This window comes from Asticcacaulis sp., from assembly GCF_051954415.1.
Taxonomy (GTDB): domain Bacteria; phylum Pseudomonadota; class Alphaproteobacteria; order Caulobacterales; family Caulobacteraceae; genus Asticcacaulis.
Genome location: NZ_JBQCHT010000003.1, coordinates 72,597 through 97,811 on the forward strand (window position 1 = coordinate 72,597; position 25,215 = coordinate 97,811).

Here is a 25,215-nt window from a genome sequence, read left to right on the forward strand (position 1 = left end):
CATTCCATGGTCGATTCCGCCCTCTCACGTCCCGGACAACGCGATCGCTACGAAAGCAAGATCGCCCAGATCGACTGGCTGTTCGTCGGACTTTTGTGCTGCCTGACCGGTATCGGCATCCTGCTGCTATATAGTGTCGGCGGCATGAAGTGGGATCCCTGGGCCTATAAGCAACTGATCTTCTTTTGCGTCTGCCTGGTCATGATGTGCGCCCTGGCGCTGGTCGACCTGCGCGTCTGGCTGATGGGGGCTTACTGGTTTTACGGAGGCTCGCTGCTGCTGCTGATCGCGGTCGAGGCGGTCGGGGATGTGCGCATGGGGGCCCAGCGTTGGCTCAGCCTGGGGCCGCTCTCTTTCCAACCGTCTGAATTCATGAAGCTGGCCATCGTGCTGGCCCTGGCGCGTTTTTATCACGAATGCTCGGCCAAGGATGCCAACCTGTCGTGGAAACTGCTGATCCCTGCCGCCATGATCGGGGTGCCGGCAACGCTGGTCATGCACCAGCCCGATCTGGGCACGGCCGTGCTGATCTCGCTGACCGGTGCCTCGGTGATGATCCTGGCCGGCCTGAACTGGAAGATCATCGCGGCGGCGGCCGTGGGCGCGGTGATTACGGTACCGCTGGCCTTCCAGTACGTGCTGCATGATTACCAGAAGAAGCGCATCCTGACCTTCCTAAACCCGGAAGGCGACCCGTCTGGCGACGGTTACCACATCCTGCAGTCGAAAATTGCCATGGGGTCAGGCGGCCTGCTGGGCAAGGGCCTGGGTCTGGGCTCGCAAAGCCAGCTCAACTTCCTGCCTGAAAAGCATACCGACTTCATCATGGCGGCGGTCTGCGAGGAACTGGGCTTTGCCGGCGGTTTTGTCATTTTCCTGCTCTACGCCCTGATCATCCTGATGGCCCTGCGCATGGCCTCCCTGTCGCACTCGCACTTCGGGCGGCTGGCGGCGGCGGGCGCAACAGCTACCTTCGCGCTCTATGTGCTGATCAATGGCGCCATGGTCATGGGCCTGTTCCCGGTGGTCGGTGTGCCCATGCCTCTGGTCTCCTACGGTGGTTCGGCCATGCTGATGGTCATGACCGGCTTCGGCCTGGTGCTGGGTGTCAAGGTTCACCGCTATCAGGAACTGCCGAGGCAGGCCTCCATCTTCCAGCGCTTCGAGTAAGTTAAACCCAGGTCTTTGGCGATCTGCGTCGCAGTCTGCGCTTGCAGGCCTCGGCGGCCCCGTACAAGTGTACCTGCGGCGCTAGCCGGCTAGCATCTCATCCAAATTGAAGGCTTTTACGTGCCGGTGCCGGGAAGAAATCCGCGCTGATTTCTTATGCTTTGCGCCATATTCTGCCCCCATGACGACGAACGAACCTCCGGTCACGAAAACCGAAAGCCGACGCTCCCTGTGGGCGGCGGCAGTGATTTTCGTGATTATCGGGCTGGTGATTGCCGCTGTCATGATCGCGCCGTCAGGGCCGCATGATAAACCTGGCGCGGATAATGGTAACAAGCCCGTCGCCGCCGACCCCACGGCCAATGGCGCAATGACTGGCCGGACGGCGCCCGCAGTGCCCTAGCTCAGCGCGACGAGGGCCTCATCGGCGGCGGTCACCAGACCTTCGAGAATGCCCGGATCGCTGGAGGAATGTCCGGCTTTTTTCACCAGGTTGAAGCGGGCTTCCGGCCAGGCTTTTTTCAGATCCCAGGCCGTGGTCATGGGGGTTACCACATCATAGCGGCCTTGTACGATCCAGCCGGGGATGTGGCGGATACGGCCAATATTCTCCAGCACCCAGTTCTCGCTCTCGAAGAAGCCGCCATTTTTGAAATACCAGCTTTCGATCCGCGCGAAGGCAAGCGCAAAGGCCGGATCGGAAAACTTCGACGCCACTTCGGACGGCCCGTCGATGGACAGCGTGTCGCCTTCCCAGCCGCTCCAGGCCAGGGCGCAGCGCACGCTTTCGGCGCGATCCGGGCCATTCAGCCGCTTGATATAGGCGGACAGGAGGTCGCCGCGTTCGGTCTCAGGGATTGGGGCGATGAATTTTTCCCAGATGTCCGGATAAAGATGGCTGGCGCCTTCCTGATAGAACCAGTCCAGTTCGGATTTGCGCACCAGGAAGATACCGCGGAGGATCAGGCCGCTGACGCGCTCCGGATGGGTGAGGGCATAGGCGAGCGACAAGGTGGAGCCCCAGGAACCGCCGAAGACGACCCATTTATCTATGCCCAGTTTCTGGCGCAGGGCTTCCATGTCGGCCACCAGATGCCAGGTGGTGTTGTCTTCCAGAGAAATATCTTCCGAGGCGTGCGGCGTCGATTTTCCGCAGCCGCGCTGGTCGAACAGGATGATGCGGTAGCCGTCCGGATTGAAATAGCCGCGCAGGTTGGGCGAGGTGCCGCCGCCGGGGCCACCATGCACCACTACGACCGGCAGGCCCTGAGGATTGCCGCTCTGCTCATAATATATCTTGTGTTTGCCGCCGGTCGGCATATGACCGCTGTCATAGGGCTCGATATCAGGATAAAGGCCGCGCACCGGCGCGCTTTTCTTGGGAGTCACAGAGTCAGTCATAATCTTGAGTTTAAATGGGCAACTGTTGGATATCACTAAGACGTAAAATGCCCGCGCTCACAACCCCTTTCCCTCTGACCACGCTTCGCCGCCAGGCCATATTCTATGCCCTGGCCTATGCCGGCACGGGTGCATCCCTGCCTTTCATGCCGCTGTGGCTCAAGAATCACGGCATGACGGCCGGGCAGATTGGCATCATATTGGCGGCTCCCCTGTTGCTGCGGGCGCTGACCGGGCCGGTCAGCGGTCTGTGGGCCGACGGTTTCAGGCTCTATCGCACGCCGCTGGTGTGGCTGGCCTGTTTTGGCGCGCTGTTCTACGCCCTGATGGCGACGGGCGGATGGCTGCCGGGCCTGCGTTTTCCGCTTTACCTGGCGCTCTATACCCTGGCCTTCAGTTGCATGACCAGCCTGGCGCCGCTCAATGACGCCATGACCATGCAATTGTCGCGGCTGGAAAATTTCGCTTATGCCATTCCGCGTGCCATCGGCTCCAGTGCATTCATCGTCACCAATATCGTTCTGGGATTCCTGCTGGTAATGTGGCCCACGGACCTGATCCTGGCCTGGCTGGTGGCGGCGGCCCTTCTGACGGCATTGGGCGGGCGATATCTTTTGGCCGGTCTTGTACGTCCAGGCCATGCCCCTGTCGGTTCGGCCGGGGCGGGACTGGCGCGCCTGAAGGTGCTGATGCGCGATGAAGGCTTCCTGTGGCTGCTGGCGGCTATCGGTTGTCTGCAGGCATCGCATAGTTTCTATTACGCCTTTTCGACCATCATATGGAAGGAACGGGGCTTCTCATCGAGTACCTGCGGCTATCTGTGGGCGGTCGGCGTGGTGGCGGAGGTGGCCTTCATGTGGCTGGGGGAAGGAATCCGGCGCAAGGCGGGTCCGTGGCGGATGCTGGTGATCGCGGGTATATTCGCGGTGGCGCGCTGGGGTGTGATGGCCTGTTCGCCGCCATTGTGGGTGCTTTATCCGCTGCAATGCCTGCACGCTCTGTCGTTCGCCGCCACCTATCTGGCCGGGCTGGAACTGGTTCAGCGCCTGAGCCCGAAAGGCTATGAAAGCCTGGGGCAGACGGTCAATGCCGCCTATGCCAATGGCGTCATGATGGGGCTGGGCACAATTTTTTCCGGCGTCATCTATATGGCCTTCGCTGCAAAGGGTTACGGTGTGATGGCGGGCGTGGCCGGGTTGGGATTGTGTGCCGCCGCGTGGCTTTACAGCCAGCGTTCACGGCTCATGGCGGCGAGGGATTAGCCCCACAACTCCGGACGAGGGGGATGCAGGATCGAGCCGGTAATCTCCAGCCCGTGTTCACGATCGCGCGCCAGCAGGAGCGGGCCATCGAGATCGACGAATTCCGCCCCTTGCGCCACCAGCATGGCTGGGGCCATCGAAAGCGACGTCGCCACCATGCAGCCGACCATGAGGCTTAAGCCGGCCTCCGTGGCCGCGGCTTTCAGGGCCAGGGCCTCGGTCAGGCCGCCGGTCTTGTCGAGCTTGATATTGATATGGCTGTAGAGCCGCGCGCAACGATCCAGTTCGGCGCGGGTATGCAGGCTTTCATCGGCGCATAAGGGCACCGGGCAATCATAGCCCAGCAACTGCTCGTCTTCGGATACCTTCAGCGGCTGTTCGATCAGCTTCACATCGAGCTTCTGCATCTCAGGCGCCATGCGCACCAGGTCATCGAAACTCAAACCTTCATTGCCATCGACAATCAGGCGTGATTTCGGGGCATTGGCCCGCACGGCCTCTATGCGGTCGAGATCGTCAGGGCCGCCGATCTTGAGTTTGAGCAGGGGGCGGCGGGCATTGACGGCGGCCTGCGCCCCCATGGCTTCGGGCGTATCGAGGCTTAAGGTATAGGCGGTTTTCAGCGGATCGAGCCGTTTCAATCCGGCCGCCTGCCAGGCCGGAATGCCGGTCAGTTTGGCGTTCAGATCCCACAAGGCGCAATCGATGGCATTGCGCGCTGCGCCGGCAGGCAGAAGGTCGTGCAGGTCGCCGAAACTCAAACCCGCTTCAATACGACCGCGCACCGCCTCAATATCGGCCAGGGATTGCGCGATACTTTCGCCGTAGCGGGCATAGGGCACGGCCTCGCCACGGCCGACATGGCCCTGGTCTTCCAGTTCGACATAGAGAACGCGCGCCTCGGTCTTGGAGCCACGCGCAATGGTGAACCGCCCGGCGATCGGGAAGGTTTCTTCGCGGAGAACAAGCCTCATATCAGGTCGCTGATCGCGGCGTCGAGCAGCAGGTAGGCGCGGCCGGCATCGCTACCCAGAACCTCGTTCAACTCCCTGATCGCGTCCTTGGCCAGCAGGGCCATATTGATCTGTTGGTCATAGGCGGTGGCGAAGTCATTGGCCTGTTGCCGCAGAGGCGCATCGGCCAGCAGCCGGCGGCTGAGACGGCGAATGGCCGCGGGGGCGACGCGGCGGACGACGAGGCGGGCGCCTTCATTATCCTCGGCCATGATGGCGCCGATCACCTCCTCGATCCGGGCGCGGCCAAGCAGCGCTGCGGCATCTATTCCCATGGCGCTGACCTCGGCAATCATGACATCGTCCAGGCTGTCGAACTCCGGATCGGGCGGCGGCTCGACCGCCGCCTGGGGCGCCGTTGCCGCCGGCTCCGGCGTCTTGTCGCGGCCTTCCATGCCGCCGAGCAGTTCGCGCCAGGACCAGCCATCCTGAACGGCACGGGCCGGTCGGGCTTCGCGTTGCGGCGCAGGTGCGGCCGCCGCACGTTCCGACGCCGGCACACTCAAGGGCAGGAGGCGCGCACGGGTAACGGAGGGCTGCACCGGAGGGGGCGCTGGTGTCGGGGCAGGCGGCTCGGGCGATCTACGGGGGGCAGCCGGCCGGCTCAAATCCCGTTCGCGGGCGACCGGTTCGGCGGTCTGGGGCTGGTCGCCGGATATGACGCCCATCAGGCGCACGGCCTCGGTCAGCATGTCGTAATTGCGCTTCACCCGTTCCTGGAAGGCAGTGTCGACGGCCTCGGTTTCCTGCGATGCCTTGCGGGCGGCTTCCAGCATGGCATTGACGCCGTCTTCGACGCTTTGGCGAATTTCGAGGATGCGCGCCTGGGCAATGGTGGGCAACTGGTCGGCGCCCGTGGCCAGATCATTCAGGGCTTCGTTGACCTCGGCAATGGTCTGGCGGGCATGGGCGAAACTGGTATCCAGCTTTTGTGCGGTCTGGTCACCGGCCTCGCCGATCAGGTCGGCCGATTCTTCTATCAGGCGGCGGGCGGCAGCGAAGCGTGTATCAAAGACCTCGTCGGCTTTTTTGCTGGCCTCGAAGATCGATTCATTGAGCCGATCGACGCGCATCTGCGCGGTTTGGGCTGCCTGATCGGCGGCGCGCTTGGCGTCCTCGGCCGAGGTGTTGAGCTGTTCCAGCGCTTTGCGGGTTTCCTCGACCAGATCGTCGCGGGCGTCGGCCGCCATCAGGGAAATATTGGAGAGGGTGGCGTGGATGCGGGTCTCGAAGGCCGTGCGTTCGTTCTCGGCGGCACCTTGGACAGCCTGGAAGTGTTCCTGGGCCGAAACGACGATATCGCGCAGCACGTCGATGCCGCGTGCGGAGGTCTCGCCCAGGTCGATCGTGGCGACGCGGGTGATCGAGAGCGCTTCGGTCAGTTGGGCACGCTGGTTTTCGATGTGGACGGCGAAATCTTCCTGATCGGCGCGCAGGGAAAGGGCGGTGGAAACCAGTTCGGCGCGCTGCTGCGAAAGACCTTCCTCGACACTGCGAACCTGGTCGACAATGCCGGAGCCGGCGGTTTCCAGGCGCACGGTCTGGCGATCGAGGTCTTCGGCGGCGGTGCGGGCGACATCGGCCATGTCGGCCGAGGCCGTGACCACGGCGCTGGTGGAAGCGGCCAGGCTGGCCTCGGCTTCGCGCAACTGCGTCTGGGCCAGGTCGGAGGCATCGGCCACCATGCGCGCCTGACGGTCGACGGCTTCGATAATGCCGCTCGACTGTACGCTCAGCGACTGGCTGAGCGCGCCCATGGATTCGCGTTCATGGGCGAGGGATTGCGTAACGTTTTGCGCCGCCGCGCGGGCATTGGTGGCGGCCTCGGTCAGGCGGTCGGTTTCGGCCTTTAGTTGCGCGCTCAGTTCGGAGACATCGGCATGGGCGAGGCGGACGGCGCGGACGGCGTGATCGACCTGTTCACGCAGGGCGGCCACCAGGTCACCGGTCTGGGCGGCGGCGGAAGCAGCCGGCGCCATCAGGGTATCGGCCAGTTGCGCGGCGCGGTCGGCCTGACGCGACAGGATGGCGGCATTGCGCAAGGCAAAGGCGGTGGCGAAGATCAGGCCGGTGGGGAAGAGGGCCAGGAAAACCAGCACAACGATCTTGAAGGGCTCATAGCTCAGCGCCGCCAGGTCGGTCTGGGCCCCCAGGGCAAAGGCTGCCAGGCCACAGGCCCACAGCAGGCTGGCGAAGGTGGCGAGGCCCCACAGCAGGATGGACGAAGGCGCCGCCCTTCGGGCAACGCTTTCCGGTTTGGTCTTGTGCGCGCTGACAGACCGGTTGGATTGCGAAGGGGTCTTGTGCGTCCTCATCGGCGGCGTGGTTTCGGGGGGCGGCTTCAGTTCGGCCCTGAGTTCGGGAATATCCAGAATGGCTCTGGCCGGGGCCGGTTTGTCCTCGGCGCTTAATTCCGGCTCCGGGGCAGGTACGGCTTCCGGGCTTGCCTCCGGAATAGGTTCAGGACGGGCATCGGTCGCCACATGTGTCGGGTTATCGAAGGGGGCTTCGAGGATATCGCTCATGTCTGCCGCCTCTGCGGCATCCGCGCTTTCCGCCACAGGTGCCTCCGGCTTGGCCACGGCTTCCGGCTCATCGAAAAGCGGCCGCAGTTTGGAGCGACCGAAAATGGTCTTCGACTCGGAGGGATCAAGCGGGGAGCGGGGTGGTTTCATTCACAGTATCCTGAGGCCAGTTTTACATGAACCGATCTTCTTCAGCCATGCGGCGCATTTCCAGGAGAGAGGCGGGTTCTCCCGGCAGGAGAAAGCTACGTCAACTTACGCTTTTCGCAAAGCTTTTTGTCACGCTTTGACCGAATCAGCTTTGGCGGGAGGCGTCGTCTTCCGCAGGCGTGCTATCCGGCATTCCGGTATTATCCGGTTGCGCCGCGGGCGGCGGATCATTTGGCGTGGCCCCGGCCGAACCGCCAAAGTGCAGCAGCGCCGCCGATATCAGCACGGCGACCAGTCCGCTGAGCAGATTAAACAACCAGGACACAGGAGGAGACCTTAGGGTTTGCGATAGCCGGTGACGCATTCTTTAGGCGACGAATGTACACATTAATGGCAGTAACCATGACGCGAAACGCGCCAGAGAGCAATCAGGCGGCGGCGATTATCCCCTGCCTGCGGTAATCGGGTCACGCCGCCTGGTCTTTGAGGTGCGGATCAGGACCATAAGCATTTTCGCCGTCATCGCCCGGTTTCAGCGCCAGGAAAAACAGCAGGCTCCAGCAAGCGAGATTGGCCAGCACGCCGAGCAGGGTCATCAGCCACAGGATGAGGACGGGGATGAAACCGCCCATGGTGAGCGAAAGAACAGCCAGAATAGCCTGCGGGGCCAGTCCCCACAGCCAGCGGGCCGAACGTCCGGTATCATGCAGCCGCTTGATCAGCAGGCAGGCGAGTGGCCAGGCAAGCAAGAGCCAGCAGAGGCTCAGGATGATCGGCCCGTCGAGCGAAGGCACGGTCCCGAGGGCAAAGCCAATTACCACCATGACCAGCATGGCGATGGCGATACCGGAGAAGAATTGCGTGCCGCTGATACGGCCACTGGGCGAAAACAGGAATTGGATCATGGCGTGTTCCCGGCTGTCGGGGCAGGCTATGCCCGGCAGGACGGCCTGTAAAGAGGTTGTCGCTGATCCGCGTTTATTCTACACCTGCGCTTCTTCCGGAGGCTTCATGGATTTTCCATCTGTCGATATCAGGCACGATATTTCCCCCGATCAGTTGGCGACGCGCCTCGCCGGGCGTTATACGCCGGTTATTCTCAAGGGACTGGTCAGTGCCTGGCCGGCGGTGGGGCGGGCACGACGATCGACGGCGGAACTGATCGACTACCTGAAGGCGTGCGATGCCGGCAGGCCCGCCGAAACCTTTCGCCAGGCGCCTGGTGGCGACGGCAAATATTTCTATGATGAGGGTTCTGCCGGCTTCAATTTCCAGCGCGCGGCCATCCCCCTGAAAATGACGCTTGATCGCCTGAGCGAACTGCGAGGGCAGGCGGACGCGGAGCGCATCTATATCCAGTCGGCGCCGCTGAAGGACTTCATGCCGCGCTTCAAGACGGAAAACCCGCTGGAGGTGCCGGGCGCGGAGCCGCGCATCTGGATCGGCAATCGTGCCGTGACCCAGACGCACTTTGACATCAACTATAATCTCGTTTGCATGGTGGCGGGGCGTAAGCGCTTTGTGCTGTTTCCACCTGACCAGACGAAGAACCTCTATATGGGGCCACTGGAAGCGACGATTTCAGGCGTGCCGACCTCGATGGCCTCGCTGGAAAATCCCGATTTTGACGCCCATCCGCGTTTCCGAGAGGCATTGGCCAACGCTGTGGTTGCCGACCTGGCGCCGGGGGATGGTCTCTATGTGCCCTATATGTGGTGGCATCATGTCTCTTCCAGCGAAGACCTGAATGTACAGGTCAATTACTGGTGGAATACGGCAGGCGCGGAAATGGGCGCGCCGATGCTGGTGCTGATGCTGGCCATGCTGGGCCTGCGTGATTTGCCGCCGGATCAGAACAGGGCATGGCAGGCGATGTTCGATCACCTGGTTTTCAGCGGGGATACGGGCGGGCACCTGCCACCGGAGGTGCGCGGTATTCTGGGTGATATGGGGCCGGACCAGCGCCTGTTGATCCGCCGCGCTATCGGACGCAATTTGCAGGATTAGTTCGGCGAAGGACCGTAGATATTTTCCTCTGGCTGTCCGGGCCAGACCGACAGGGCAATGCCCAGTATCAGGACGGCCAGGTTGCCGAGGAAGGCGATGAAGTTCACCATGTCGGTCAGGCCGGCGGCTTCGATGGCGTCGCTGCCGATGCTGCTGATCAGGCCAGGGATAAAACCGGCGAACAGGATCAGGCCCAGCCAGGCCGACAGGCCGACATCATGCAGGCGCGTGGCGCACAGGCAGAACAGGGCAAAATAGAGCAGGACCGTCAACACCATGGTCAGCCAGTTCAACGGCTGGTCCAGTTTGGCGGCCCATTCGTCGCTCAGCGCATCGGGCAGTATGGCGATGCCGAACCAGATGACGAAGATCAATACCTGGCAGGCCCAGAAGTTCAGCACGAATTGCAGGCGGTTGATGCGGCCGCGCGGCGAGAACATGGCGTTGGCGCCGACAAGGATATGATGTTTGGCCATTAAGGCGGAGCCCCGATTACACGCCGTAAATGATCACAAAAGGCGTGATCTGTAAATCAGCCTTTGTGACGCTCCCGCAGGATATCCAATACATTTTCAAGCTTGGTGTCGCGCGCCATCAGCAGGACCGAGAGGTGATAGAGCAGGTCGGCGGCCTCGTTGTGCAGTTCGTCGAGATCGCCGGCGCGGCCGGCCAGGGCCGTTTCCAGACCTTCCTCGCCAACCTTCTGGGCGATCTTGGCCACGCCCTTGTGCATCAGGCGGGCGGTGTAGCTGTCGGCCGGCGGCGCCTTGGCGCGGTCCTTCACTACATGCGCCAGGTGGCCCATGAAACCGATGCCAGGTGCATCTTCGTGACCGAAGCAGGAGGTCGTTTTCGTATGGCAGGTCGGGCCGTTCGGACGGGCATAGACGAGCAGGGCGTCCTCGTCGCAATCAGTCAGGATGCGGTCAAGTTCGAGTGTGTCACCGGAGGTCTCGCCCTTCATCCACAGGCGGTTTTTCGAGCGCGACCAGAAGGTAACACGGCCGCCCTGCAGGGTGGCCTTGAGCGCCTCGGCGTTCATGTAGCCGAGCATCAGAACCTGGAGCGTGTCAGCATCCTGCACGATGGCGGGGACAAGGCCGTCCCCCTTGGCGAAATCGACTTTGTCGATATCGGCAACGGTGAGCGGGTTGGGCAGGTGGTGGGCTTCGGGCATCTTATATCCGTACAGCAATTCCGGCGGCGCGAAGGTCGCGCTTCAGATCGGGAATGGCAATGATTTTCTTGTGGAATACGCTGGCGGCAAGGGCTCCGGAGACATCGGCTTGCTCGAAGACGGCCTCGAAATGCTCAGGCGCGCCGGCGCCGCCGGAGGCGACAAGCGGTATATCTATCAGATCACGAACTAGCCGTAACTGCTTGATATCATAGCCTTTGCGTACGCCATCCTGATTCATGCAATTAAGTACGATTTCACCAGCACCGCGGTTTTTCGCCTCGATCACCCAGTCGAGCGTACGACGACCGGCCTGACGGATTTTGTCGGGATCGCCGGAGTACTGGTGGACGTAATAGTCATCGTCAATTTCGCGGCTGTCGATGCCGACGACCACGCATTGCGAGCCAGCCATTTCGGCCAGTTCGTTGATCAGGTCGGGGCGTTCCAGCGCGGGGGAGTTGATCGAGACCTTGTCAGCACCACTATTCAGGCACTTTACCGCCTGTTCGGCGCTCCGAATACCGCCCGCCACGCAGAACGGAATATCGAGGGCCCGGGCAATATCGCGCACCCAGTTGTAATCGACCGTGCGCCCTTCGGCGGAAGCGGTGATATCGTAAAGCACCAGCTCGTCGGCGCCTTCATCCCGATAGCGCAAAGCCATGTCCACCGCATCGCCGAGCACTTCATGGCCGACAAACTGCACGCCCTTGACGACCTTGCCGTCCTTGACATCGAGGCAGGGGATAATGCGTCTAGCCAACATTCAAAGCTGCTTTCAGATCGATAATGCCTTCGTAGATCGCCTTGCCAACGATGGCGCCATGTACGCCCAGGGCCTTGAGATCATAGAGATCTTCAACGGATTTCACCCCGCCGGACGCCTGGATTTCGAGGTCCGGGCGTTTTTTTCGCAGTGCCTTCATCAAATCCATGTTCGGCCCCATCAGCATGCCGTCGCGCGATACGTCGGTAACCAGTATGCGCTGTGCTGCGCCATGCGGATAATAATCGAGCACGTCCCACAGCGAAATGCCGGACCCTTCGACCCAGCCATGCAGGGCGGCATCGAAATCGCCGTCTTTCGTTGGAAGCACATCGAGCGCCAGGGTGATGCGATCCTTGCCGAAGTCGCGCAGCCACCCGCGCACCTCTTCCGGATTCTTCACTGCCGCTGAACCGACTACGACCGCCGAAACGCCCTGATCCAGCAGGGTCTGGACGTGCTCGCGGGTACGCACACCACCACCCGTCTGGATTTTCGCGCGCGAAGCCTTGGCCAGTTGACCGATCAGTTCATGTTGTTGCGGTGAGCCGGCCTTGGCGCCGTCGAGATCGACGATATGGACCCATTGCGCGAATTCTTCATTGAACAGGGCCAGGCGCTTGAACGGGTCGGAATCGTATTTCGTCACGGCATCAAAGCGGCCCTGTGCGAGGCGGACGCATTCACCGTTGATCAGGTCGATGGCGGGGTAAAGGATCATAGGTCTACAAAATTCTTCAAAATCTGGGCGCCGACGGCGGAGGAGCGTTCGGGGTGGAACTGGCAGCCGAACACATTATCCTTGCGCACCATGGCGGCGAACGGTTGGCCATAGGTGCTGGTCGCCAGTGTATAGGCATTTACCGGACAGACATAACTATGGACGAAATAGGCGAAATCGCCATTCTTCACACCAGCGGTCAGCGGATCGGCCTTGATCACTTCAAGCTGGTTCCAACCCATATGCGGCACCACCATATCCGGCGTGGCGGTCATTTTTGTGACCTTGCCGGGGATCAGGCCGAGGCATTCGACATCGCCTTCTTCGGAACCTTCAAACAGCAGTTGCTGGCCGAGGCAGACGCCTAGAAGCGGCACTTTCAGACCGCGAATGGTATCGAACAGGCCCAGTTCACGAATACGCGACATGGCAAATCCCGCCGCGCCGACACCGGGCAGGACCACCTTGGTCGCCGCCGCGATTTCCGCCGGATCGGAACTCAGGCGGGCTTCCGCTCCCAATCGTTCCAGCGCGAAGAGGACGGAAGCCGTATTGGCGCAGCCGATTTCAATGACCGTGATCATTAAGCCAACATGCCTTTCGTGGAAGGCAGCGCGTCGCCTTCGATGCGCGTCGCCTGGCGCAGGGCGCGACCGAGCGCCTTGAAGCAGGCTTCGGTCTTGTGGTGGTCATTACCGCCGCTCACCTCGACATGGATCGAGGCACCGAGGGTTTCCGACAGCGAGCGGAAGGCGTGCGCGGTCATCTCGGTCTGGTAATCACCGATATGGGTGGACTGGAACTCGCCCTTGAAGACGCAGAACGGGCGACCGCCGAGATCGATCGAGACCTTGGCCTCCGTCTCATCCATCGGCAGGACAAAGCCGAAGCGCGCCATGCCGACGCGATCGCCCAGCGCGATTTTCAACGCCTGACCGAAGGCCAGCATACAATCTTCCACTGTGTGGTGGGCATCAATTTCAAGATCGCCTTCGCAGGCCAGTTGCAGCGAGAAACCACCATGCGTCACCACCTGGTCGAGCATGTGATCGAAGAAGCCGACGCCGGTATGAACCCTGACCGGCTTTGGTTGGTCGAGATTGACCTGTACCGAGATCTTGGTTTCCTTGGTGTCGCGCAGGATTTCGCCGACGCGCGGCGCCTTGTCCGCCGGGGCCACATCGAGCGCCCGCAGAATGCGGTTATTGGTGGCGACGTCACCCAGTGCCAGCAGCAGACCGGTCGGCGTCACCTGCGGCGAAAGGCCCAGGCGCTTGAGCGCCGTCTGGGTTTGCAGCAGGGCCTTGGGGCGCAGCAACATGAAGGGGCCGTCATTGAGATCGAAGCTCTCAAGCTGCTTAGAACGCGACAATGCTTCGCGCACGCGGGCCTGTTCTGTGCGGATCAGGTCGACGCGCGATTGCAGGGTCAGCGCCCGCGATGGCGACAGGGCGGTCTCGGCGGCGCGCACCGATGGCGTTGGCAGCGGATGTGGTTCGCAGAATTTCAGCAGGCCCTGCAGGGTTTTGGTATTGGCGATCAGCGCGCCGACACGGGCGCCGGCCATGCCGAAGAGATAGGACAGGCTTTTCAGCACCACCACATTGGGCTCGACGGTGGCCAGTTCGACCATGGAATCAGCCGTGCAGGCATCGAAATAGCTCTCATCGATTACCAGCAGGGTGGGAAAGAGATCGACTGCCAGGGCACGCGCGGCGGTAATGTCCCAGGCCTTGCCATCAGTCTGACGTGGATTGTGGACCAGGCAGAAGCCGCCGCCCTTGGCATATGGTCCGTTTTCCGGCGGCTTGCGGATGGTCAGATTATAAACCCCGCACAGATCTTCGAGATAATGGTCGGCACCGGCCCACAGGAACTCATGGCCGTGGACGCGCAGGCGGCGCATCAGGATTTCCATGGCGTGCGAAGCGCCGCGTGTCACCATCAACTGGTGCGCCTCTACGCCGTAAAAATCGGCCATGCGTTCGCGCAGGGGCTCCAGCGAGGGGGGCAAGGACTCCAGCCCGGAACCGGAGGCGTTCAGGGAAGAGAAGGGCGAGTTAAACATCTAAACCTCTAAACGAAAATCGGCGGCAAGCGCATGGGCTTCAAGACCTTCGAGGCGGGCGAGGCGGGCGGCAGCGGGGGCAATGGCGGCGGCGCCTTCGCGGGTCGCTTTCTGGACGACAAAGCTGGTCAGGAAAGAGCGGACCGTGATGCCGTCCCAGGCGCGGGCGGCGCCATCGGTCGGCAGGACGTGGCTGGGGCCCGCGGCATAATCGCCGAAGGTCTCGGCGGCATAGGTGCCGGCGAAGATGGTGCCGGCGGCGGTCAGTTGCGGGATGATGGCGTCGACATCGGCGACTTGTATGGCCAGGTGTTCCGGGCCATAGAGATTGGAGACCTCGGCGGCCTCTTCGATCGAGGAAACAACGAACAGGCGGGCCTGTTCGAGCGAGGCGCGGGCGATGGTTTCGCGCGGCAGGCGCGAGACCTGCGCCTCAACCTCGGCGCCTATCTTCGCCGCGATTTCGGCCGAGAGCGCGACTAGGATGACCTGCGCGTCGGCATCATGTTCGGCCTGGCTGAGCAGGTCGGCGGCGACCAGTTTCACATTCGCGGTGTCGTCGGCAATGACCAGCAGCTCCGAAGGTCCGGCGGGCATGTCAATGGCGAGGCCAGAAACGCGTTCCGTAGCCAGTCGCTTGGCCTCGGCGACATATTTGTTGCCCGGCCCAAACAGCTTGTCGGCGGGCGGCGTGCCATCGAAAGCGCCAAGCGCCAGGCCGGCGATGGCGTGGGCGCCGCCCACCAGCCACATGGCGTCCAGTCCGGAAGCGGCGGCGGTTGCGATCATCATCGGAGGAATAGAGCCGTCACGCGCCGGTGGCATGACGCAGATACGGTTGGGCACACCGGCCACCAGGGCAGGCACGGCCGTCATGATCAGGGTCGAGAACAGCGGCGCCGTGCCACCGGGGACATAAAGGCCGGCCGTTGTGATCGGGCGATAGACGCGTTGCAGGCTGAGGCCGGGCTTTGGCGCGATCAGCGGACCATCGGCCGGCAGTTCAGCTTGCTGGAAGGCTCGGACATTCTCGACCGCCAGTTCCATGGCGGAGAGGTCTTCCGCCGTCAGTTGCGCGCGCGCATTGGCGACGGTGGCGCCATCGAGCGTGACATAGCGCGGCGCGTGGCCATCGAGCTTGACCGACCAGTCGGAGACAGCCGCAAAGCCGCGGGCATCTACGTCGTCAAAGATAGTGCGCACAGTATCGACCACACGCGCGTCGCGGCGGTTTTCCGGCCGTGCCAAGGCTGCCTTGCGTTCGGCGGCGTTCAGATTTTTCCAGACAAAGGTCTTCATTGTTTTATCCAAAGAAAGCAAGAAGCCCCACCACCATTCGCTACGCTCATGGTCCCCCTCCCCAGTAAAACTGGGGAGGTACAAGATGGACGTCTCATACCTCCCCGACTTGTCGGGGAGGGGGACCGCGCCTGAAAGGCGTGGTGATGGGGCTTCTTACTTCACTTACTTCATCATCTTCTCGATCGGCAGGACCAGGATCGCCGAGGCGCCGGCCGTTTTCAGCTTGTCCAGCGTGTCCCAGAACACATTTTCCTGGCAGACCGCATGGACGGCAACGGCATCCTCTCGGCCGGCCAGCGGCATTATGGTCGGGGCGTCGGCGCCGGGGATCATGCGGATGATCTCGTCAAGGTGCGCCTTCGGCGCGTTCATCATGACGTATTTGGCGCCGGTGGAGGCCGTCACGCCATCGAACCGGCGCAGCAGCATGTCATAGGTATGGGCCAGTTCCGCCGGCGGGGCATGGGGCGCCTTGATCAAGACGGCTTCCGATTTCAGCACCAGATCGGTGGCCTTCATGCCGTTGGCTTCCAGGGTGGCGCCGGTCGAGACCAGATCGCAGATGGCATGGGCGATCTTCATGCGGGGAGCGACCTCCACCGCGCCGCGCATTTCGACGATCTCGGCCGAAACGCCGTTGTCCTTCAGCCATTTGGTCAGGATATTGGGGTAGGAGGTGGCGATACGCTTGCCTTCCAGCCATTGCGGGCCGGTGTAATTGACGTCGTTCGGCACGGCGATTTTCAGGGTACACGAGCCGAAGCCCAGACGCTGGACGATCATCTCTTCCAGATCGCGGTCGGGGAAGTGTTCAGCCAGGACGTTGTAGCCGACAATGCCCAGTTCGGCGACGCCATCGGCCACGAAGGTCGGGATATCGTCGTCACGCACGCGCAGCAGGTCGATCGGTTGGTTCTCAATGCGATACAGCAGTTCGTTGGCGCCCTTGAGGATGCGCAGGCCCGCGCCGGAAATCAGTTCGGCAGAACGGTCGGCCAAACGGCCGGACTTCTGAACAGCAATGCGTAAACGACGGTCAGTCATAACTTACTCTTGTCTCTGTACCTCCCCGCTTGTCGGGGAGGGGGACCGCGCCGCGGCTGCGGCGGGGTGGCGGGGTTTCTTACTTCGTCTTCAGTTTGTCCAGCACACGCCGGTAGCCCTGATGCGGCATTTCCCGCAGGAAACGCGCCACGCGGGTGACCGTGGTGGTCGAGGCGCCGGTGCGCTCGGAGATTTCGCGGTAGCTCAGATCGCCCGCATCGAGCAGACGGGCGACCTTGAAACGTTCGGCAAAGGCGCGCAGCTCCGAAGGCGTGCACAGGTCGTCGAGAAAGGCTTTCACCTCTTCGATCGTTTCCAGACCGAGCAGCGCTTCGGCGAGCGCGTCGGAGTCCTGCTTGCTGATTTTGCCGTCGTTGAGCGCCACTGTATCACCGTAGTAGTGTGTTATCGGGCTGATACATTAACACGCAGCGGTGCGCAAGCCGGAAAAATATCTGGATGCGAATAATTCATATTGAGATAAAGTTCTTATTCGCGCGAAAGATTAGGGAGGTTAAATGGAACTGAAAAATTTTGTAAAACAAGTTCTTATCGATATAACTGAGGCAGTCGTTGAAGCGAAAAGAGAGTCGAATGGAGCAATTGCCTCTTTTCGACTTCTTGATGGGCATCGAGTTGTGCAGACAAATGATACGCCATCATTGGTCGAATTTGATATCGGCGTGAGCGTGAAAAATTCTACAATGTTTGTTGTAGGCGCGGAGGCAGGTATAAATATATTACCCGTTAAAGGCGGCGCGAGCGGGAAGAATGAAAAAGGCGAAGACCATCACCAAGAGCACAGAATTAAATTTTCAGTGCCGGTCTATTTTCAAGCACTATCGACTAAACCAAATGAGCACGATGTCTTTCATGATCCATTAGCTCATACTCAATCTTTAAATAAATCATAGAAAACATATTCACCTCTCAACCGCCAAACCGTTCTTTCGCCGCCAGTCCCAGTCCGCTGGCCACGGATGAGAACCGGTCGCCATAGTGCATTAGTGCGGACGGGAAGGCGGCCTGCATGGCGGCTTCGAAGCCGGGCAGGGCCGTCGAGCCACCGGTCATAAACAGGGTCTGGATGGCGTCGGCCGGTAATCCGGCGCGTTCCGTGACCGTTTCCAGCGCCGTGGCGACGACCTTGGCGACTTCCTTTTCGACGCTGCCAGCCAGGGTGTCGCGGCTGATATCCAATTGCCAGTCGGGATCGATGGCGGTGAAATCAACGGTTGTCGTATCAGAGTCGGACAGTGCGATCTTGGCCTTTTCAATTCGGTTGGCAATATCGTGGCCGGCCTGCCGCTCGATCACCTCCAGCAGGCGCGCCGTCTTTTCGCGTTCGCCGGAGAGGTAGTGGGTCTGGCGCAGGGAGGTCATCGCCTTCTGGGTATAGAGGAAGTTGATCAGGTGCCAGGTCGCGAGTTGCACATAGGGCTGGCTCGACATTTCATTGCCGTTTTTCAATCGCCCGCGATAACCGAGATCGCGCATGGCGGTTTCCAGGCTGAGGCGGGTATCGAAATCTGTGCCGCCGATATGGATGCCGGCATTGGCCAGAATATCGCGTTTGCCTGTGCCGAGACGCAGCACGGAGAAGTCCGAGGTGCCGCCGCCGATATCGACCACCAGCACGATCTCTTCGCGCATTAGCTCTTGCGCATAGTCGCGCGCGGCTGCCAGGGGTTCATATTCGAAGTTGATGTTTTTGAACCCTTGCGCCTCGGCAATGCCGCGCAGTTCGGCTTCGGCGCGGGCATCGGCCACCTCGTCGCCATCGACGAAATGGACCGGGCGCCCCAGCACCACGTCCTCGATTTTTTCACCGGCAAAGGTCTCGGCGCGTTGTTTCAGGGCGGCGATATAGAGGCCGATAATGGCGCGGAAATCCTTGCGGCCGGTGCCGATCTGCGTCGTTTCCTTGATCAGCGAAGAACCGAGGATCGATTTCAGCGCCCGCATCAACCGGCCTTCATAGCCATCGAGATATTGCGCGATGGCCTCGCGGCCGATCACGGTCTGGTCGGTCTCGAAATTGAAGAAGATGGCCGAGGGCAGGGTGACGGCGTCGCCTTCGATCGGCACCAGTTGTAGGCGGTCATAGCGGCCAATGCAGACAGCGGAATTGGATGTACCGAAATCGATACCGCAATAGATACGGGACATGAGGGCGACCTTTGGGGAGAAGGGCCGCGCTGTTTAGACGTCCTTGGAGGTAAAGGCCAGAGTTAAGATGGGAAGAAAGCAAGAAACCCCACCACCACGCGCTAAGAAGCGCGCGGTCCCCCTCCCCACCGGAGGTGGGGAGGTACAAGAGAATCTATACCTCCCCGGCTATGCCGGGGAGGGGGACCACAAGCGCAGCGCAGTGGTGGTGGGGTTTCTTACTTAAATCTCGATCAGCACGTCGGGCAGTTCGTTGGGATTGTCGTCACCCGGCGGGAAATGTGCGGCCAGAGCCTCGCCGCATTTTTCCACCGCCGCCTCGAAGCCACTGGTCAGGTCGCCGTTCTTTACATGTGCGAGCAGGGTGGCCACGGTCTCATTCCACAGGGTCTTGTCGACCTTGGCATAGATGCCGGCATCGGCGATGACATCGACGAAATGTTCCTCCAGCGCACAGAAGATCATCACACCGGTCTGCGCCTGGGTGAGGTGCAGGCCGCGAGCATAGAACTGCTCCATCGCCTTCTGGTGAGCCTTGCGGTTGCGCGTGGCTTTCGGCGTCAGGATAAGCTTCAGACCGGTAAAACGGATCAGCGCATAGACGATGGCGAAGACGATGACCTGGAGGAAGCCGTAGCTGATCAGAACTTCCCAGTCGGCGAAATCGCCGCTGACGCCAAGGCCGTTCCAGCCGAAGATGCGGGTCAGCAGGGGCTCCAGCCATTCATGCGGCAGAGCGCCGAAGGTCGCCAGAAGCAGGGGGGCGATAAAGGCTGCCACCGCCGCCCATCCGAGCGGGGTTTCGCCGTAATCGAGCGCCTTGGACTTGATGACGCAGGTGATTTCACCGGAGGTTTTTTCCTCGGCTTTTGAGATCGCCGCATTGATGCGGGCGTGGTCGATTTTCAAGGTCATGTTACCAGCTTCCCGAACTGCCGCCGCCGCCGAACGAACCGCCGCCGCCGCTGAAACCACCGCCGCCACCGCCCCAGTCGCCGCCGCCACGACCGCCGCCGAAACCGCCGCCCAGGATATTGCCGAGCAGGAACCACGGCAGCCAACCGCGCGAGAACATGATGACGATGATGATAATGAAGATAATCAGCGGGAAGGGGATGCCGCCCCTGCGGTCATTGCCGGTATCGGCCGCCGTCTGGGCCTCTTGTGCCTTCTGAATGGCAACCTGACGATCCTGTGCCAGCTGGGCGATGATCTGGTCGGTGCCTGCCACAATGCCGGCCTCGTAATTGCCTGCCTTGAACTGCGGCAGGATGGCACGCTGAATGATAAGGGACGACAGGGCGTCGGTCATGACCGGCTCAAGCCCGTAGCCGACCTCGATACGGACCTTGCGCTCATTGGGCGCCACGATCAGCAGTATGCCGTTGTCCTTGTAGGTCTGGCCGTTGGAAGCGGCCGGCCCGCCGGCCTTCTGGCCGATGCCCCAGTGACGGCCAAGCTGATAGCCATAATCGGCGATATCATAGCCCTGCAGGTCCGGCACGGTGACGATGACCACCTGGTCGGTGGTGGCGTCTTCCAGCCCCTTGAGCTTCGCGGTCAGGTCGGCCTTGGTGGCGTCGGAAAGCAGGTGCGCGTCATCGACCACGCGCTGATTATTCAGGTCGGGATATTTGGGTTCGGCAAAAGCCGAGCCTCCCCACAGCGTGAGCAGAAGCACGCCGAAAGCCACCCAGAAGGGCTTCAGTAAACGGTTCATCCGGATGGCCTTGCTGGCGGTTAGTTAGAGGCTGCGGCTGCCGGGGCCGCCGGCTTGTCGAAGCTGACGACGGGTGCGGTTTCGGCGCCGGCCTGGGCAGTGAAGAGTTCCATCGGCTTGCTGGAGCCATAGAGGGTCTTCGCCCAGATCACGCTTGGGAAGGTACGCAAGGAGAGATTATAAGCCGTCGCGGCGGCGTTATAATCGCGGCGCGCAATGGTGATGCGGTTATTGACGCCCTCGATCTGGCTTTGCAGGGTCAGGAAGTTCTCATTGGCCTTCAGGTTCGGATACTGCTCCTGAATGACCATCAGGCGGCCGAGCGCCGAGGACAGGCCGTCCTGCGACTGCTGGAACTGCTTGAACTTTTCCGGATCGCTGATCGTCGAGGCATCGACCGTGACGGACGTCGCCTTGGCGCGGGCCTCGACCACGGCGGTCAGGGTGCCTTCTTCGTGGGCGGCAGCGCCCTTGACGGTGGCGACCAGGTTGGGGATCAGGTCGGCGCGGTTCTGATAGGCGTTCTGGACATCGGCCCAGGATTGCTTGGCCTGTTCTTCCTTGGTGGGGATGTTATTGACCCCGCAGCCAACCAAGCTCAGCGCAAGACCGGCGGCAGCGACAAGACCGAGAATACGCGAAAATTTCATAGAAGGCGCTCCTTTGTTGCCCTATGCGCGGAAGCTGCCAAATGCGCCCCCAACGCCGTCCTTATGTGGCCCTTCTTAACCCAATTTAAAGGGGGCTGGAAGGGGGTGCGGAAAATGCCGCACACTTCCGATTGCAGAGCAGGCGAGACAGCCGGCATAATCTCGTCTATCCTTACCCGGTTACCGAGGGGGGATACCATGAAATCCGTAATCTTATCCGTAGCCTGCGTCCTTTTTGTGCTGGGAGGGGCGCCACTGCACGCGCTTGCCGGCGAGGCCCAGTCAGCGAAAATCGACGAGCTGACTAAAAAAGCCGAGGCCGGCGACATTCGGGCGATGGATGAACTGGGGGAAGCCTATTATCGCGGCACGGGCGTGCAGGCGGATTACGACCTGGCCTTCAAGTGGCTGGACAAGGCCGCGGCGACCGGCGACGCCCAAGCGCAGGTCGATCTGGGCGATCTCTATGTGACTGGCAGCGGCGTGCCCGAAGACGCCGACATGGCGATGAAACTCTACCGGCAGTCGGCGGCGCAGAACAATGCCGACGGACAATACAGCGTCGGCTGGATGTACGAAAACGGCAAGAGCGTCGCCAAGGACGAAGCCGAGGCGGCGCGCTGGTATAAACTGGCGGCCGACCAGAACTTCATCTTCGCCATCAATAGTCTGGGAGACCTGTATTACGGCGGGCGCGGCGTGAAGCAGGATTATGCCGAAGCCATAACGCTTTACCAAAAATCCGGCGATCTCGGCAGCGGCTACGGCTTTGACGCCTTGGGCGACATGTACGATGGCGGGCAGGGCGTGGCGAAGGACCCGGCCAGGGCGCTGGATAACTATAAAAAGGCGGCCGACCTTGGCAATTGCAGCGGGCTTTACGCCATGGGGCGTATTTTTGAAAAAGGTCTGAACGGTCAGCCACAGGATCTGTCGCAGGCGCGTCAGTGGTATCAGAAGGCGGCCGACAAGACCTGCGAATATGGCCAACTGGCGATCGGTCGCTTCTATGACGAAGGCATCGGCATGGACAGCGATACGGGCGAGGCGTTCAAATATTATGCGCTCGCCGCCATGCAGGGCAACAGTATCGGCCAGCTAAAGCTCGGCAACAGCTATTTCTATGGCGATTTCCTGCCGCGCGACTATGGGCAGGCGTTCAAGTGGTATCAGATGGCGGCGGACCAATCCTATGCGCCAGGGCAGTATAAGATCGGATACATGTACGCCAAGGGTTATGGTGTCACCGCGGATTATGTTCAGGCGTTGAAGTGGCTCAAGCTCTCGGCGGCGCAGGGCGATGACGAGGGGGAGTACCAGCTTGGCGTCATGTATGAAAACGCCTTTGGCGTGCCAATGGACCGCAAGACGGCCCTGATGTGGTATCTGTTGTCGGCGGCACAGGAAAATGAAGATGCCAAAAAGGCGGCGGATCACCTGAAAGCGCAAATGTCGGGATCGGACGTGCGCGCCGCGCAAGCCCTGGTGGCGGCGTTCAAGCCGGTGAAGAACTAATTACCTGGACTTGAGTTTTTCCGTCTCGCCCTTCAGCACCTCGATGGTCTGGGTGAGATAGCGGTCGATGATCTCCCGTTGCTCCGGCGTATACTGGCCGGACATCTGCATCATGGCGGCACTCAGTGAGCCATAGATCGGCCCCAGAATCTGGCCGATTTTCTCCGGCTGGCGAATGCGGACCAGCAGGCTGCGGCGATCGTCCGGATTGGGCTCGCGGTGGGCATAGCCGGCCCTTTCCAGACGGTCGACAATGCCGGTAATGGCGCCAGTGGTCAGGCCGGTGGCCTGCGCCAACTGGCCCGGTGTCGCCACTTCCAGATCATTCAGCACCCCCAGGCAGCGGCTTTCGGCCGCGCTCATGTTCAGGCGCCGCGCCACGGTTTCATGGAAGGTGATGACGGCCGTCGCCAGCTCGCGGCCCAGATTGCGATTTGCATTTATCTTAGACATAAGATATTTATATATGAGATAAATGCTCATGAAAAGGCAAAAACATGTCGGATAAAGCGAAAAAATCGTGGTTCCATAAAGCCTTGCCAGCCATAACGCTTATGCTGATGGCGCCCTTGATCGCCGAGGTGCTGCCGGGCGCCACGCGGGTGAGCGCGCTGATGGGCTTTCCGGCCATCTTCGTTATGGAGGTGCTGATCTGGGGCACGGGCGCGGTGCTGGCGCGTTACTGCGTGCGCCACTTCCGGCTGGGCTGGGTCAACCTGGTCCTGCTTGCCCTGGCTCTGGCGGTGGCGGAAGAATGCCTGATCCAGCAGACCTCGTTTGCCTCCCTGGTGGTGCAGATTAAGGGCGTGGAATATGGCCGGGCGTTCGGCTTCAACTATGTCTATTTCACCTGGGCCATGTTGTATGAGGCGATTTTTGTGGTCTGCGTACCGGTGGCGCTGTGCGAGATGCTGTATCCGACCCGCGAGAATATGCCGTGGCTCAATATCTGGGGGATAATTCCGCTGGTGATCCTGTTTGTGCCGGCGTCGTTCGCCGCCTGGTATGGCTGGAACATCATCGCCCGCGCCAATACCTTCCACCTGCCACCTTATTATCTGCCGAAAAACCTGGCGATTATTTCGACGGTCGTGATTTTTGTCCTGATTGGACTGGCGGTTGGACCGTTGCGGCGCGTCTTGGCAGCACCGGCGAAACCGACCAGCCCGCCGCATCGGCTGGTGCTGACCGTGCTGGGTGTGTCCACGGCAGGGATCATCTTCGCCATCGAGATTCTGGCCTTTGGCGCTGCACCGCAGGTGCCGACCTTCGTGCCGGTCGCGGCGGGTATCGGTCTGGGTGTGCTGATCATGGCCCTGGTGCCACGCTGGATGGCTTCGCCGAAATGGACGACGGCGCACCTGATCGCCATGACCTTCTCGATCACCTGGGGGAATTTCGCTTTCCTGTTTATCGGTTTCGGCGGGGGCGTCGATCTCTATGGCAAGATCGGTCTCGATATGATCGGTGTCCTGCTGATGATCTGGCTGGCCATTCACGCCTTGCGCAAAAAGGTATAGGCTGGCGGAATGATCCGCCGCCTGCTCCGTTCGCTCCTGATTTGGCCTGACTTCAAAGGCTGGGGGTTATGTCTGCTGATTGGCAACCTGACCCTGGCCTTCATCTCTGTGGTGGCCGGTTTTGCCGGCTTGCTTCATTGGCAGCCGCGCACAACTGACTGGCTCTTGCGTTTGCTGAGCGTCTTTCTTGTGCCGGCCTTAAGCGAGGAAGTCGTTTTCCGTGGCCTGCTGGTGCCTGACCAAGGCGAAACGCGGCGGCCGGCCCTGTGGATCGGGGCGACCGTGCTCGTCTTTATGGCCTGGCATGTGGTTGAAGCGCTTTTCATCCTGCCGGGGGCGCACCAGTTCCTGACGCCGGCATTTCTGACCTGCGCCGGCGTACTTGGCCTGGGCTGCGCGTTGATGCGTTACCGCACCGGATCGATATGGCCCGCCGTCTTCCTGCATGGCCTGCTGGTCTGGGCCTGGCAGGTCTTCTTCGGCGGGCCGGACATCCGGCAGCTACTGGCCTAAGCCGCGCACATTTCCATCTGCGACATGGGCATGAGCATGACGTAATCGGTCAGGCCATCCAGTTCGGAAGGGATTTCACGCGCGATCTTGAAGCCGCTGCGCAGGCAGAAATTGACTGCCGGATCATGGTCCTTGTGGATACACATGACGATATCATGCGCCGGGGCGAAGTGCGCCTGGGCCGCGCGGATCAGCGCCTTTCCGAGGCCAAAGCCGCGGAAATCGGGCAGGACGCAGAGTTTGGTGATCCAGATGCGGGTGCCTTCGAGGTGCGCCGAGCAGAAACCGACATCGACACGGCCGGCGCGGATCACGAAGAAGACGTGGCCGCGCTGCATGATGTCGTCTTCCAGCTTGTCCGGGTCGAACGCCTGGCTGATCATGGAGTCGATCTGGTCAGGCGGAATGCTGGCGCGGTAGGATTTCGGCCAGACCTGCATGGCGATATCGCGCACGATATCGAGTTCGGAAACGGAGATGGGGCGGGTTTGCGGCGTGAGGGTCATGGTGTGGCTCCAT

The 25,215-nt window shown here is 61.2% G+C and carries 28 protein-coding genes; 8 read left to right on the forward strand and 20 right to left on the reverse strand.

Annotated elements, in window-relative coordinates:
• Nucleotides 1–6 precede the first annotated feature (6 nt).
• Nucleotides 7–1,170, forward strand: coding sequence for a rod shape-determining protein RodA (gene rodA, locus ACTHND_RS00785; RefSeq protein WP_303827978.1), 1,164 nt, complete (start codon nt 7–9; stop codon nt 1,168–1,170).
• Between the two features lie 181 nt (nt 1,171–1,351).
• A complete protein-coding gene (locus tag ACTHND_RS00790; RefSeq protein WP_440175330.1) occupies nt 1,352–1,573 on the forward strand; it encodes a hypothetical protein in 222 nt (73 codons plus the stop codon).
• Here the strand turns inward: ACTHND_RS00790 and pip are convergent.
• Complete coding sequence (gene pip, locus ACTHND_RS00795; RefSeq protein WP_440175332.1) at nt 1,570–2,571, reverse strand: prolyl aminopeptidase; 1,002 nt, start codon at nt 2,569–2,571, stop codon at nt 1,570–1,572. The two genes, ACTHND_RS00790 and pip, sit on opposite strands and share 4 nt — an antisense overlap.
• A gap of 47 nt (nt 2,572–2,618) precedes the next feature.
• On the opposite strand from pip, the gene ACTHND_RS00800 reads away from it, so the two are divergent.
• Entirely contained in the window at nt 2,619–3,833 is a 1,215-nt protein-coding gene (locus ACTHND_RS00800; protein ID WP_440175333.1) for an MFS transporter, read from the forward strand.
• Here ACTHND_RS00800 and dgcA read toward each other — a convergent pair.
• From dgcA to ACTHND_RS00820, 4 genes are all read right to left on the reverse strand, one after another.
• Complete coding sequence (gene dgcA, locus ACTHND_RS00805) at nt 3,830–4,807, reverse strand: N-acetyl-D-Glu racemase DgcA (RefSeq protein WP_440175334.1); 978 nt, start codon at nt 4,805–4,807, stop codon at nt 3,830–3,832. The two genes, ACTHND_RS00800 and dgcA, sit on opposite strands and share 4 nt — an antisense overlap.
• Nucleotides 4,804–7,521: a tipN gene (locus tag ACTHND_RS00810; protein ID WP_440175335.1), complete on the reverse strand. Its 2,718-nt coding sequence runs from the start codon at nt 7,519–7,521 to the stop codon at nt 4,804–4,806. The genes dgcA and ACTHND_RS00810 overlap by 4 nt, the downstream gene beginning before the upstream one ends.
• 145 nt (nt 7,522–7,666) lie before the next feature.
• Nucleotides 7,667–7,846 (reverse strand): hypothetical protein, encoded by a 180-nt coding sequence (locus ACTHND_RS00815; protein WP_440175336.1) that lies wholly within the window; start codon nt 7,844–7,846, stop codon nt 7,667–7,669.
• A gap of 142 nt (nt 7,847–7,988) precedes the next feature.
• Entirely contained in the window at nt 7,989–8,426 is a 438-nt protein-coding gene (locus ACTHND_RS00820) for a DUF805 domain-containing protein (protein ID WP_440175337.1), read from the reverse strand.
• Nucleotides 8,427–8,532: 106 nt separating this feature from the next.
• On the opposite strand from ACTHND_RS00820, the gene ACTHND_RS00825 reads away from it, so the two are divergent.
• Nucleotides 8,533–9,528 (forward strand): cupin-like domain-containing protein, encoded by a 996-nt coding sequence (locus tag ACTHND_RS00825; RefSeq protein WP_440175339.1) that lies wholly within the window; start codon nt 8,533–8,535, stop codon nt 9,526–9,528.
• Here the strand turns inward: ACTHND_RS00825 and ACTHND_RS00830 are convergent.
• The 9 genes from ACTHND_RS00830 to ACTHND_RS00870 form a co-directional block, all read right to left on the reverse strand.
• A complete protein-coding gene (locus ACTHND_RS00830) occupies nt 9,525–10,004 on the reverse strand; it encodes a DUF805 domain-containing protein (RefSeq protein WP_440175341.1) in 480 nt (159 codons plus the stop codon). The genes ACTHND_RS00825 and ACTHND_RS00830 overlap by 4 nt on opposite strands.
• Nucleotides 10,005–10,060: 56 nt before the next feature.
• The gene (gene hisIE / locus ACTHND_RS00835; protein ID WP_440175342.1) at nt 10,061–10,705 is read right to left on the reverse strand and encodes a bifunctional phosphoribosyl-AMP cyclohydrolase/phosphoribosyl-ATP diphosphatase HisIE; all 645 of its coding nucleotides are present in this window, start codon (nt 10,703–10,705) and stop codon (nt 10,061–10,063) included.
• A gap of 1 nt (nt 10,706) precedes the next feature.
• Nucleotides 10,707–11,474: an imidazole glycerol phosphate synthase subunit HisF gene (gene hisF, locus ACTHND_RS00840; protein WP_440175343.1), complete on the reverse strand. Its 768-nt coding sequence runs from the start codon at nt 11,472–11,474 to the stop codon at nt 10,707–10,709.
• Nucleotides 11,464–12,195 (reverse strand): 1-(5-phosphoribosyl)-5-[(5-phosphoribosylamino)methylideneamino]imidazole-4-carboxamide isomerase, encoded by a 732-nt coding sequence (hisA, locus tag ACTHND_RS00845; protein ID WP_440175345.1) that lies wholly within the window; start codon nt 12,193–12,195, stop codon nt 11,464–11,466. Before hisA ends, hisF begins: the two co-directional genes overlap by 11 nt.
• Nucleotides 12,192–12,779, reverse strand: coding sequence for an imidazole glycerol phosphate synthase subunit HisH (hisH, locus tag ACTHND_RS00850; RefSeq protein WP_440175346.1), 588 nt, complete (start codon nt 12,777–12,779; stop codon nt 12,192–12,194). The genes hisA and hisH overlap by 4 nt, the downstream gene beginning before the upstream one ends.
• Nucleotides 12,779–14,263: an imidazoleglycerol-phosphate dehydratase HisB gene (gene hisB / locus ACTHND_RS00855; protein ID WP_440175347.1), complete on the reverse strand. Its 1,485-nt coding sequence runs from the start codon at nt 14,261–14,263 to the stop codon at nt 12,779–12,781. The genes hisH and hisB overlap by 1 nt, the downstream gene beginning before the upstream one ends.
• Entirely contained in the window at nt 14,264–15,562 is a 1,299-nt protein-coding gene (gene hisD, locus ACTHND_RS00860) for a histidinol dehydrogenase (protein ID WP_440175349.1), read from the reverse strand.
• Nucleotides 15,563–15,727: 165 nt separating this feature from the next.
• Nucleotides 15,728–16,609 carry an ATP phosphoribosyltransferase gene (gene hisG, locus ACTHND_RS00865; protein WP_440175351.1) on the reverse strand — a complete coding sequence of 294 codons (882 nt, stop codon included), beginning with the start codon at nt 16,607–16,609 and terminating at the stop codon, nt 15,728–15,730.
• Between the two features lie 79 nt (nt 16,610–16,688).
• Complete coding sequence (locus ACTHND_RS00870; protein WP_440175352.1) at nt 16,689–16,994, reverse strand: YerC/YecD family TrpR-related protein; 306 nt, start codon at nt 16,992–16,994, stop codon at nt 16,689–16,691.
• Nucleotides 16,995–17,127: 133 nt separating this feature from the next.
• Between ACTHND_RS00870 and ACTHND_RS00875 the strand changes: the two genes are divergently transcribed.
• Nucleotides 17,128–17,523, forward strand: coding sequence for a hypothetical protein (locus tag ACTHND_RS00875; protein WP_440175353.1), 396 nt, complete (start codon nt 17,128–17,130; stop codon nt 17,521–17,523).
• 16 nt (nt 17,524–17,539) lie between these two features.
• On the opposite strand, the gene ACTHND_RS00880 is transcribed toward ACTHND_RS00875, so the two are convergent.
• From ACTHND_RS00880 to ACTHND_RS00895, 4 genes are all read right to left on the reverse strand, one after another.
• On the reverse strand, nt 17,540–18,778 hold the full coding sequence (locus ACTHND_RS00880) for an Hsp70 family protein (RefSeq protein ID WP_440175354.1): 1,239 nt from the start codon (nt 18,776–18,778) through the stop codon (nt 17,540–17,542).
• 222 nt (nt 18,779–19,000) lie between these two features.
• Nucleotides 19,001–19,693, reverse strand: coding sequence for a TPM domain-containing protein (locus tag ACTHND_RS00885; RefSeq protein ID WP_440175356.1), 693 nt, complete (start codon nt 19,691–19,693; stop codon nt 19,001–19,003).
• Nucleotide 19,694: 1 nt separating this feature from the next.
• Entirely contained in the window at nt 19,695–20,498 is an 804-nt protein-coding gene (locus ACTHND_RS00890; RefSeq protein WP_440175357.1) for a TPM domain-containing protein, read from the reverse strand.
• Nucleotides 20,499–20,518: 20 nt separating this feature from the next.
• Nucleotides 20,519–21,148, reverse strand: a complete 630-nt coding sequence (locus ACTHND_RS00895) for a LemA family protein (protein ID WP_440175358.1) — start codon at nt 21,146–21,148, stop codon at nt 20,519–20,521.
• A gap of 198 nt (nt 21,149–21,346) precedes the next feature.
• On the opposite strand from ACTHND_RS00895, the gene ACTHND_RS00900 reads away from it, so the two are divergent.
• Entirely contained in the window at nt 21,347–22,663 is a 1,317-nt protein-coding gene (locus ACTHND_RS00900) for a tetratricopeptide repeat protein (RefSeq protein ID WP_440175359.1), read from the forward strand.
• Here ACTHND_RS00900 and ACTHND_RS00905 read toward each other — a convergent pair whose 3' ends face one another.
• Complete coding sequence (locus ACTHND_RS00905) at nt 22,664–23,116, reverse strand: MarR family winged helix-turn-helix transcriptional regulator (RefSeq protein WP_440175360.1); 453 nt, start codon at nt 23,114–23,116, stop codon at nt 22,664–22,666.
• 44 nt (nt 23,117–23,160) lie between these two features.
• Between ACTHND_RS00905 and ACTHND_RS00910 the strand changes: the two genes are divergently transcribed.
• Together ACTHND_RS00910 and ACTHND_RS00915 are read left to right on the forward strand one after the other, a co-directional pair.
• Nucleotides 23,161–24,183 (forward strand): hypothetical protein, encoded by a 1,023-nt coding sequence (locus tag ACTHND_RS00910; RefSeq protein WP_440175361.1) that lies wholly within the window; start codon nt 23,161–23,163, stop codon nt 24,181–24,183.
• Nucleotides 24,184–24,192: 9 nt separating this feature from the next.
• Nucleotides 24,193–24,696: a CPBP family glutamic-type intramembrane protease gene (locus ACTHND_RS00915; protein ID WP_440175362.1), complete on the forward strand. Its 504-nt coding sequence runs from the start codon at nt 24,193–24,195 to the stop codon at nt 24,694–24,696.
• On the opposite strand, the gene ACTHND_RS00920 is transcribed toward ACTHND_RS00915, so the two are convergent.
• Nucleotides 24,693–25,202, reverse strand: a complete 510-nt coding sequence (locus tag ACTHND_RS00920; RefSeq protein WP_440175364.1) for a GNAT family N-acetyltransferase — start codon at nt 25,200–25,202, stop codon at nt 24,693–24,695. The genes ACTHND_RS00915 and ACTHND_RS00920 overlap by 4 nt on opposite strands.
• Nucleotides 25,203–25,215 lie beyond the last annotated feature (13 nt).

Bases quoted from the DNA above. Each gene is read 5' to 3' on its own strand.
- rodA (WP_303827978.1), top strand. From the start codon at position 7: ATGGTCGATTCCGCCCTCTCACGTCCCGGACAACGCGATCGCTACGAA.
- hisA (WP_440175345.1), bottom strand. From the start codon at position 12,195: ATGATCCTTTACCCCGCCATCGACCTGATCAACGGTGAATGCGTCCGC.
- ACTHND_RS00830 (WP_440175341.1), bottom strand. From the start codon at position 10,004: ATGGCCAAACATCATATCCTTGTCGGCGCCAACGCCATGTTCTCGCCG.
- ACTHND_RS00885 (WP_440175356.1), bottom strand. From the start codon at position 19,693: ATGACCTTGAAAATCGACCACGCCCGCATCAATGCGGCGATCTCAAAA.
- ACTHND_RS00890 (WP_440175357.1), bottom strand. From the start codon at position 20,498: ATGAACCGTTTACTGAAGCCCTTCTGGGTGGCTTTCGGCGTGCTTCTG.
- ACTHND_RS00900 (WP_440175359.1), top strand. From the start codon at position 21,347: ATGAAATCCGTAATCTTATCCGTAGCCTGCGTCCTTTTTGTGCTGGGA.
- ACTHND_RS00825 (WP_440175339.1), top strand. From the start codon at position 8,533: ATGGATTTTCCATCTGTCGATATCAGGCACGATATTTCCCCCGATCAG.
- ACTHND_RS00905 (WP_440175360.1), bottom strand. From the start codon at position 23,116: ATGTCTAAGATAAATGCAAATCGCAATCTGGGCCGCGAGCTGGCGACG.
- hisH (WP_440175346.1), bottom strand. From the start codon at position 12,779: ATGATCACGGTCATTGAAATCGGCTGCGCCAATACGGCTTCCGTCCTC.
- ACTHND_RS00800 (WP_440175333.1), top strand. From the start codon at position 2,619: ATGCCCGCGCTCACAACCCCTTTCCCTCTGACCACGCTTCGCCGCCAG.
- hisF (WP_440175343.1), bottom strand. From the start codon at position 11,474: ATGTTGGCTAGACGCATTATCCCCTGCCTCGATGTCAAGGACGGCAAG.
- ACTHND_RS00920 (WP_440175364.1), bottom strand. From the start codon at position 25,202: ATGACCCTCACGCCGCAAACCCGCCCCATCTCCGTTTCCGAACTCGAT.
- ACTHND_RS00880 (WP_440175354.1), bottom strand. From the start codon at position 18,778: ATGTCCCGTATCTATTGCGGTATCGATTTCGGTACATCCAATTCCGCT.
- ACTHND_RS00790 (WP_440175330.1), top strand. From the start codon at position 1,352: ATGACGACGAACGAACCTCCGGTCACGAAAACCGAAAGCCGACGCTCC.
- ACTHND_RS00810 (WP_440175335.1), bottom strand. From the start codon at position 7,521: ATGAAACCACCCCGCTCCCCGCTTGATCCCTCCGAGTCGAAGACCATT.
- hisB (WP_440175347.1), bottom strand. From the start codon at position 14,263: ATGTTTAACTCGCCCTTCTCTTCCCTGAACGCCTCCGGTTCCGGGCTG.
- pip (WP_440175332.1), bottom strand. From the start codon at position 2,571: ATGACTGACTCTGTGACTCCCAAGAAAAGCGCGCCGGTGCGCGGCCTT.
- dgcA (WP_440175334.1), bottom strand. From the start codon at position 4,807: ATGAGGCTTGTTCTCCGCGAAGAAACCTTCCCGATCGCCGGGCGGTTC.
- ACTHND_RS00875 (WP_440175353.1), top strand. From the start codon at position 17,128: ATGGAACTGAAAAATTTTGTAAAACAAGTTCTTATCGATATAACTGAG.
- hisIE (WP_440175342.1), bottom strand. From the start codon at position 10,705: ATGCCCGAAGCCCACCACCTGCCCAACCCGCTCACCGTTGCCGATATC.
- ACTHND_RS00910 (WP_440175361.1), top strand. From the start codon at position 23,161: ATGTCGGATAAAGCGAAAAAATCGTGGTTCCATAAAGCCTTGCCAGCC.
- hisG (WP_440175351.1), bottom strand. From the start codon at position 16,609: ATGACTGACCGTCGTTTACGCATTGCTGTTCAGAAGTCCGGCCGTTTG.
- ACTHND_RS00915 (WP_440175362.1), top strand. From the start codon at position 24,193: ATGATCCGCCGCCTGCTCCGTTCGCTCCTGATTTGGCCTGACTTCAAA.
- ACTHND_RS00895 (WP_440175358.1), bottom strand. From the start codon at position 21,148: ATGAAATTTTCGCGTATTCTCGGTCTTGTCGCTGCCGCCGGTCTTGCG.
- ACTHND_RS00820 (WP_440175337.1), bottom strand. From the start codon at position 8,426: ATGATCCAATTCCTGTTTTCGCCCAGTGGCCGTATCAGCGGCACGCAA.
- hisD (WP_440175349.1), bottom strand. From the start codon at position 15,562: ATGAAGACCTTTGTCTGGAAAAATCTGAACGCCGCCGAACGCAAGGCA.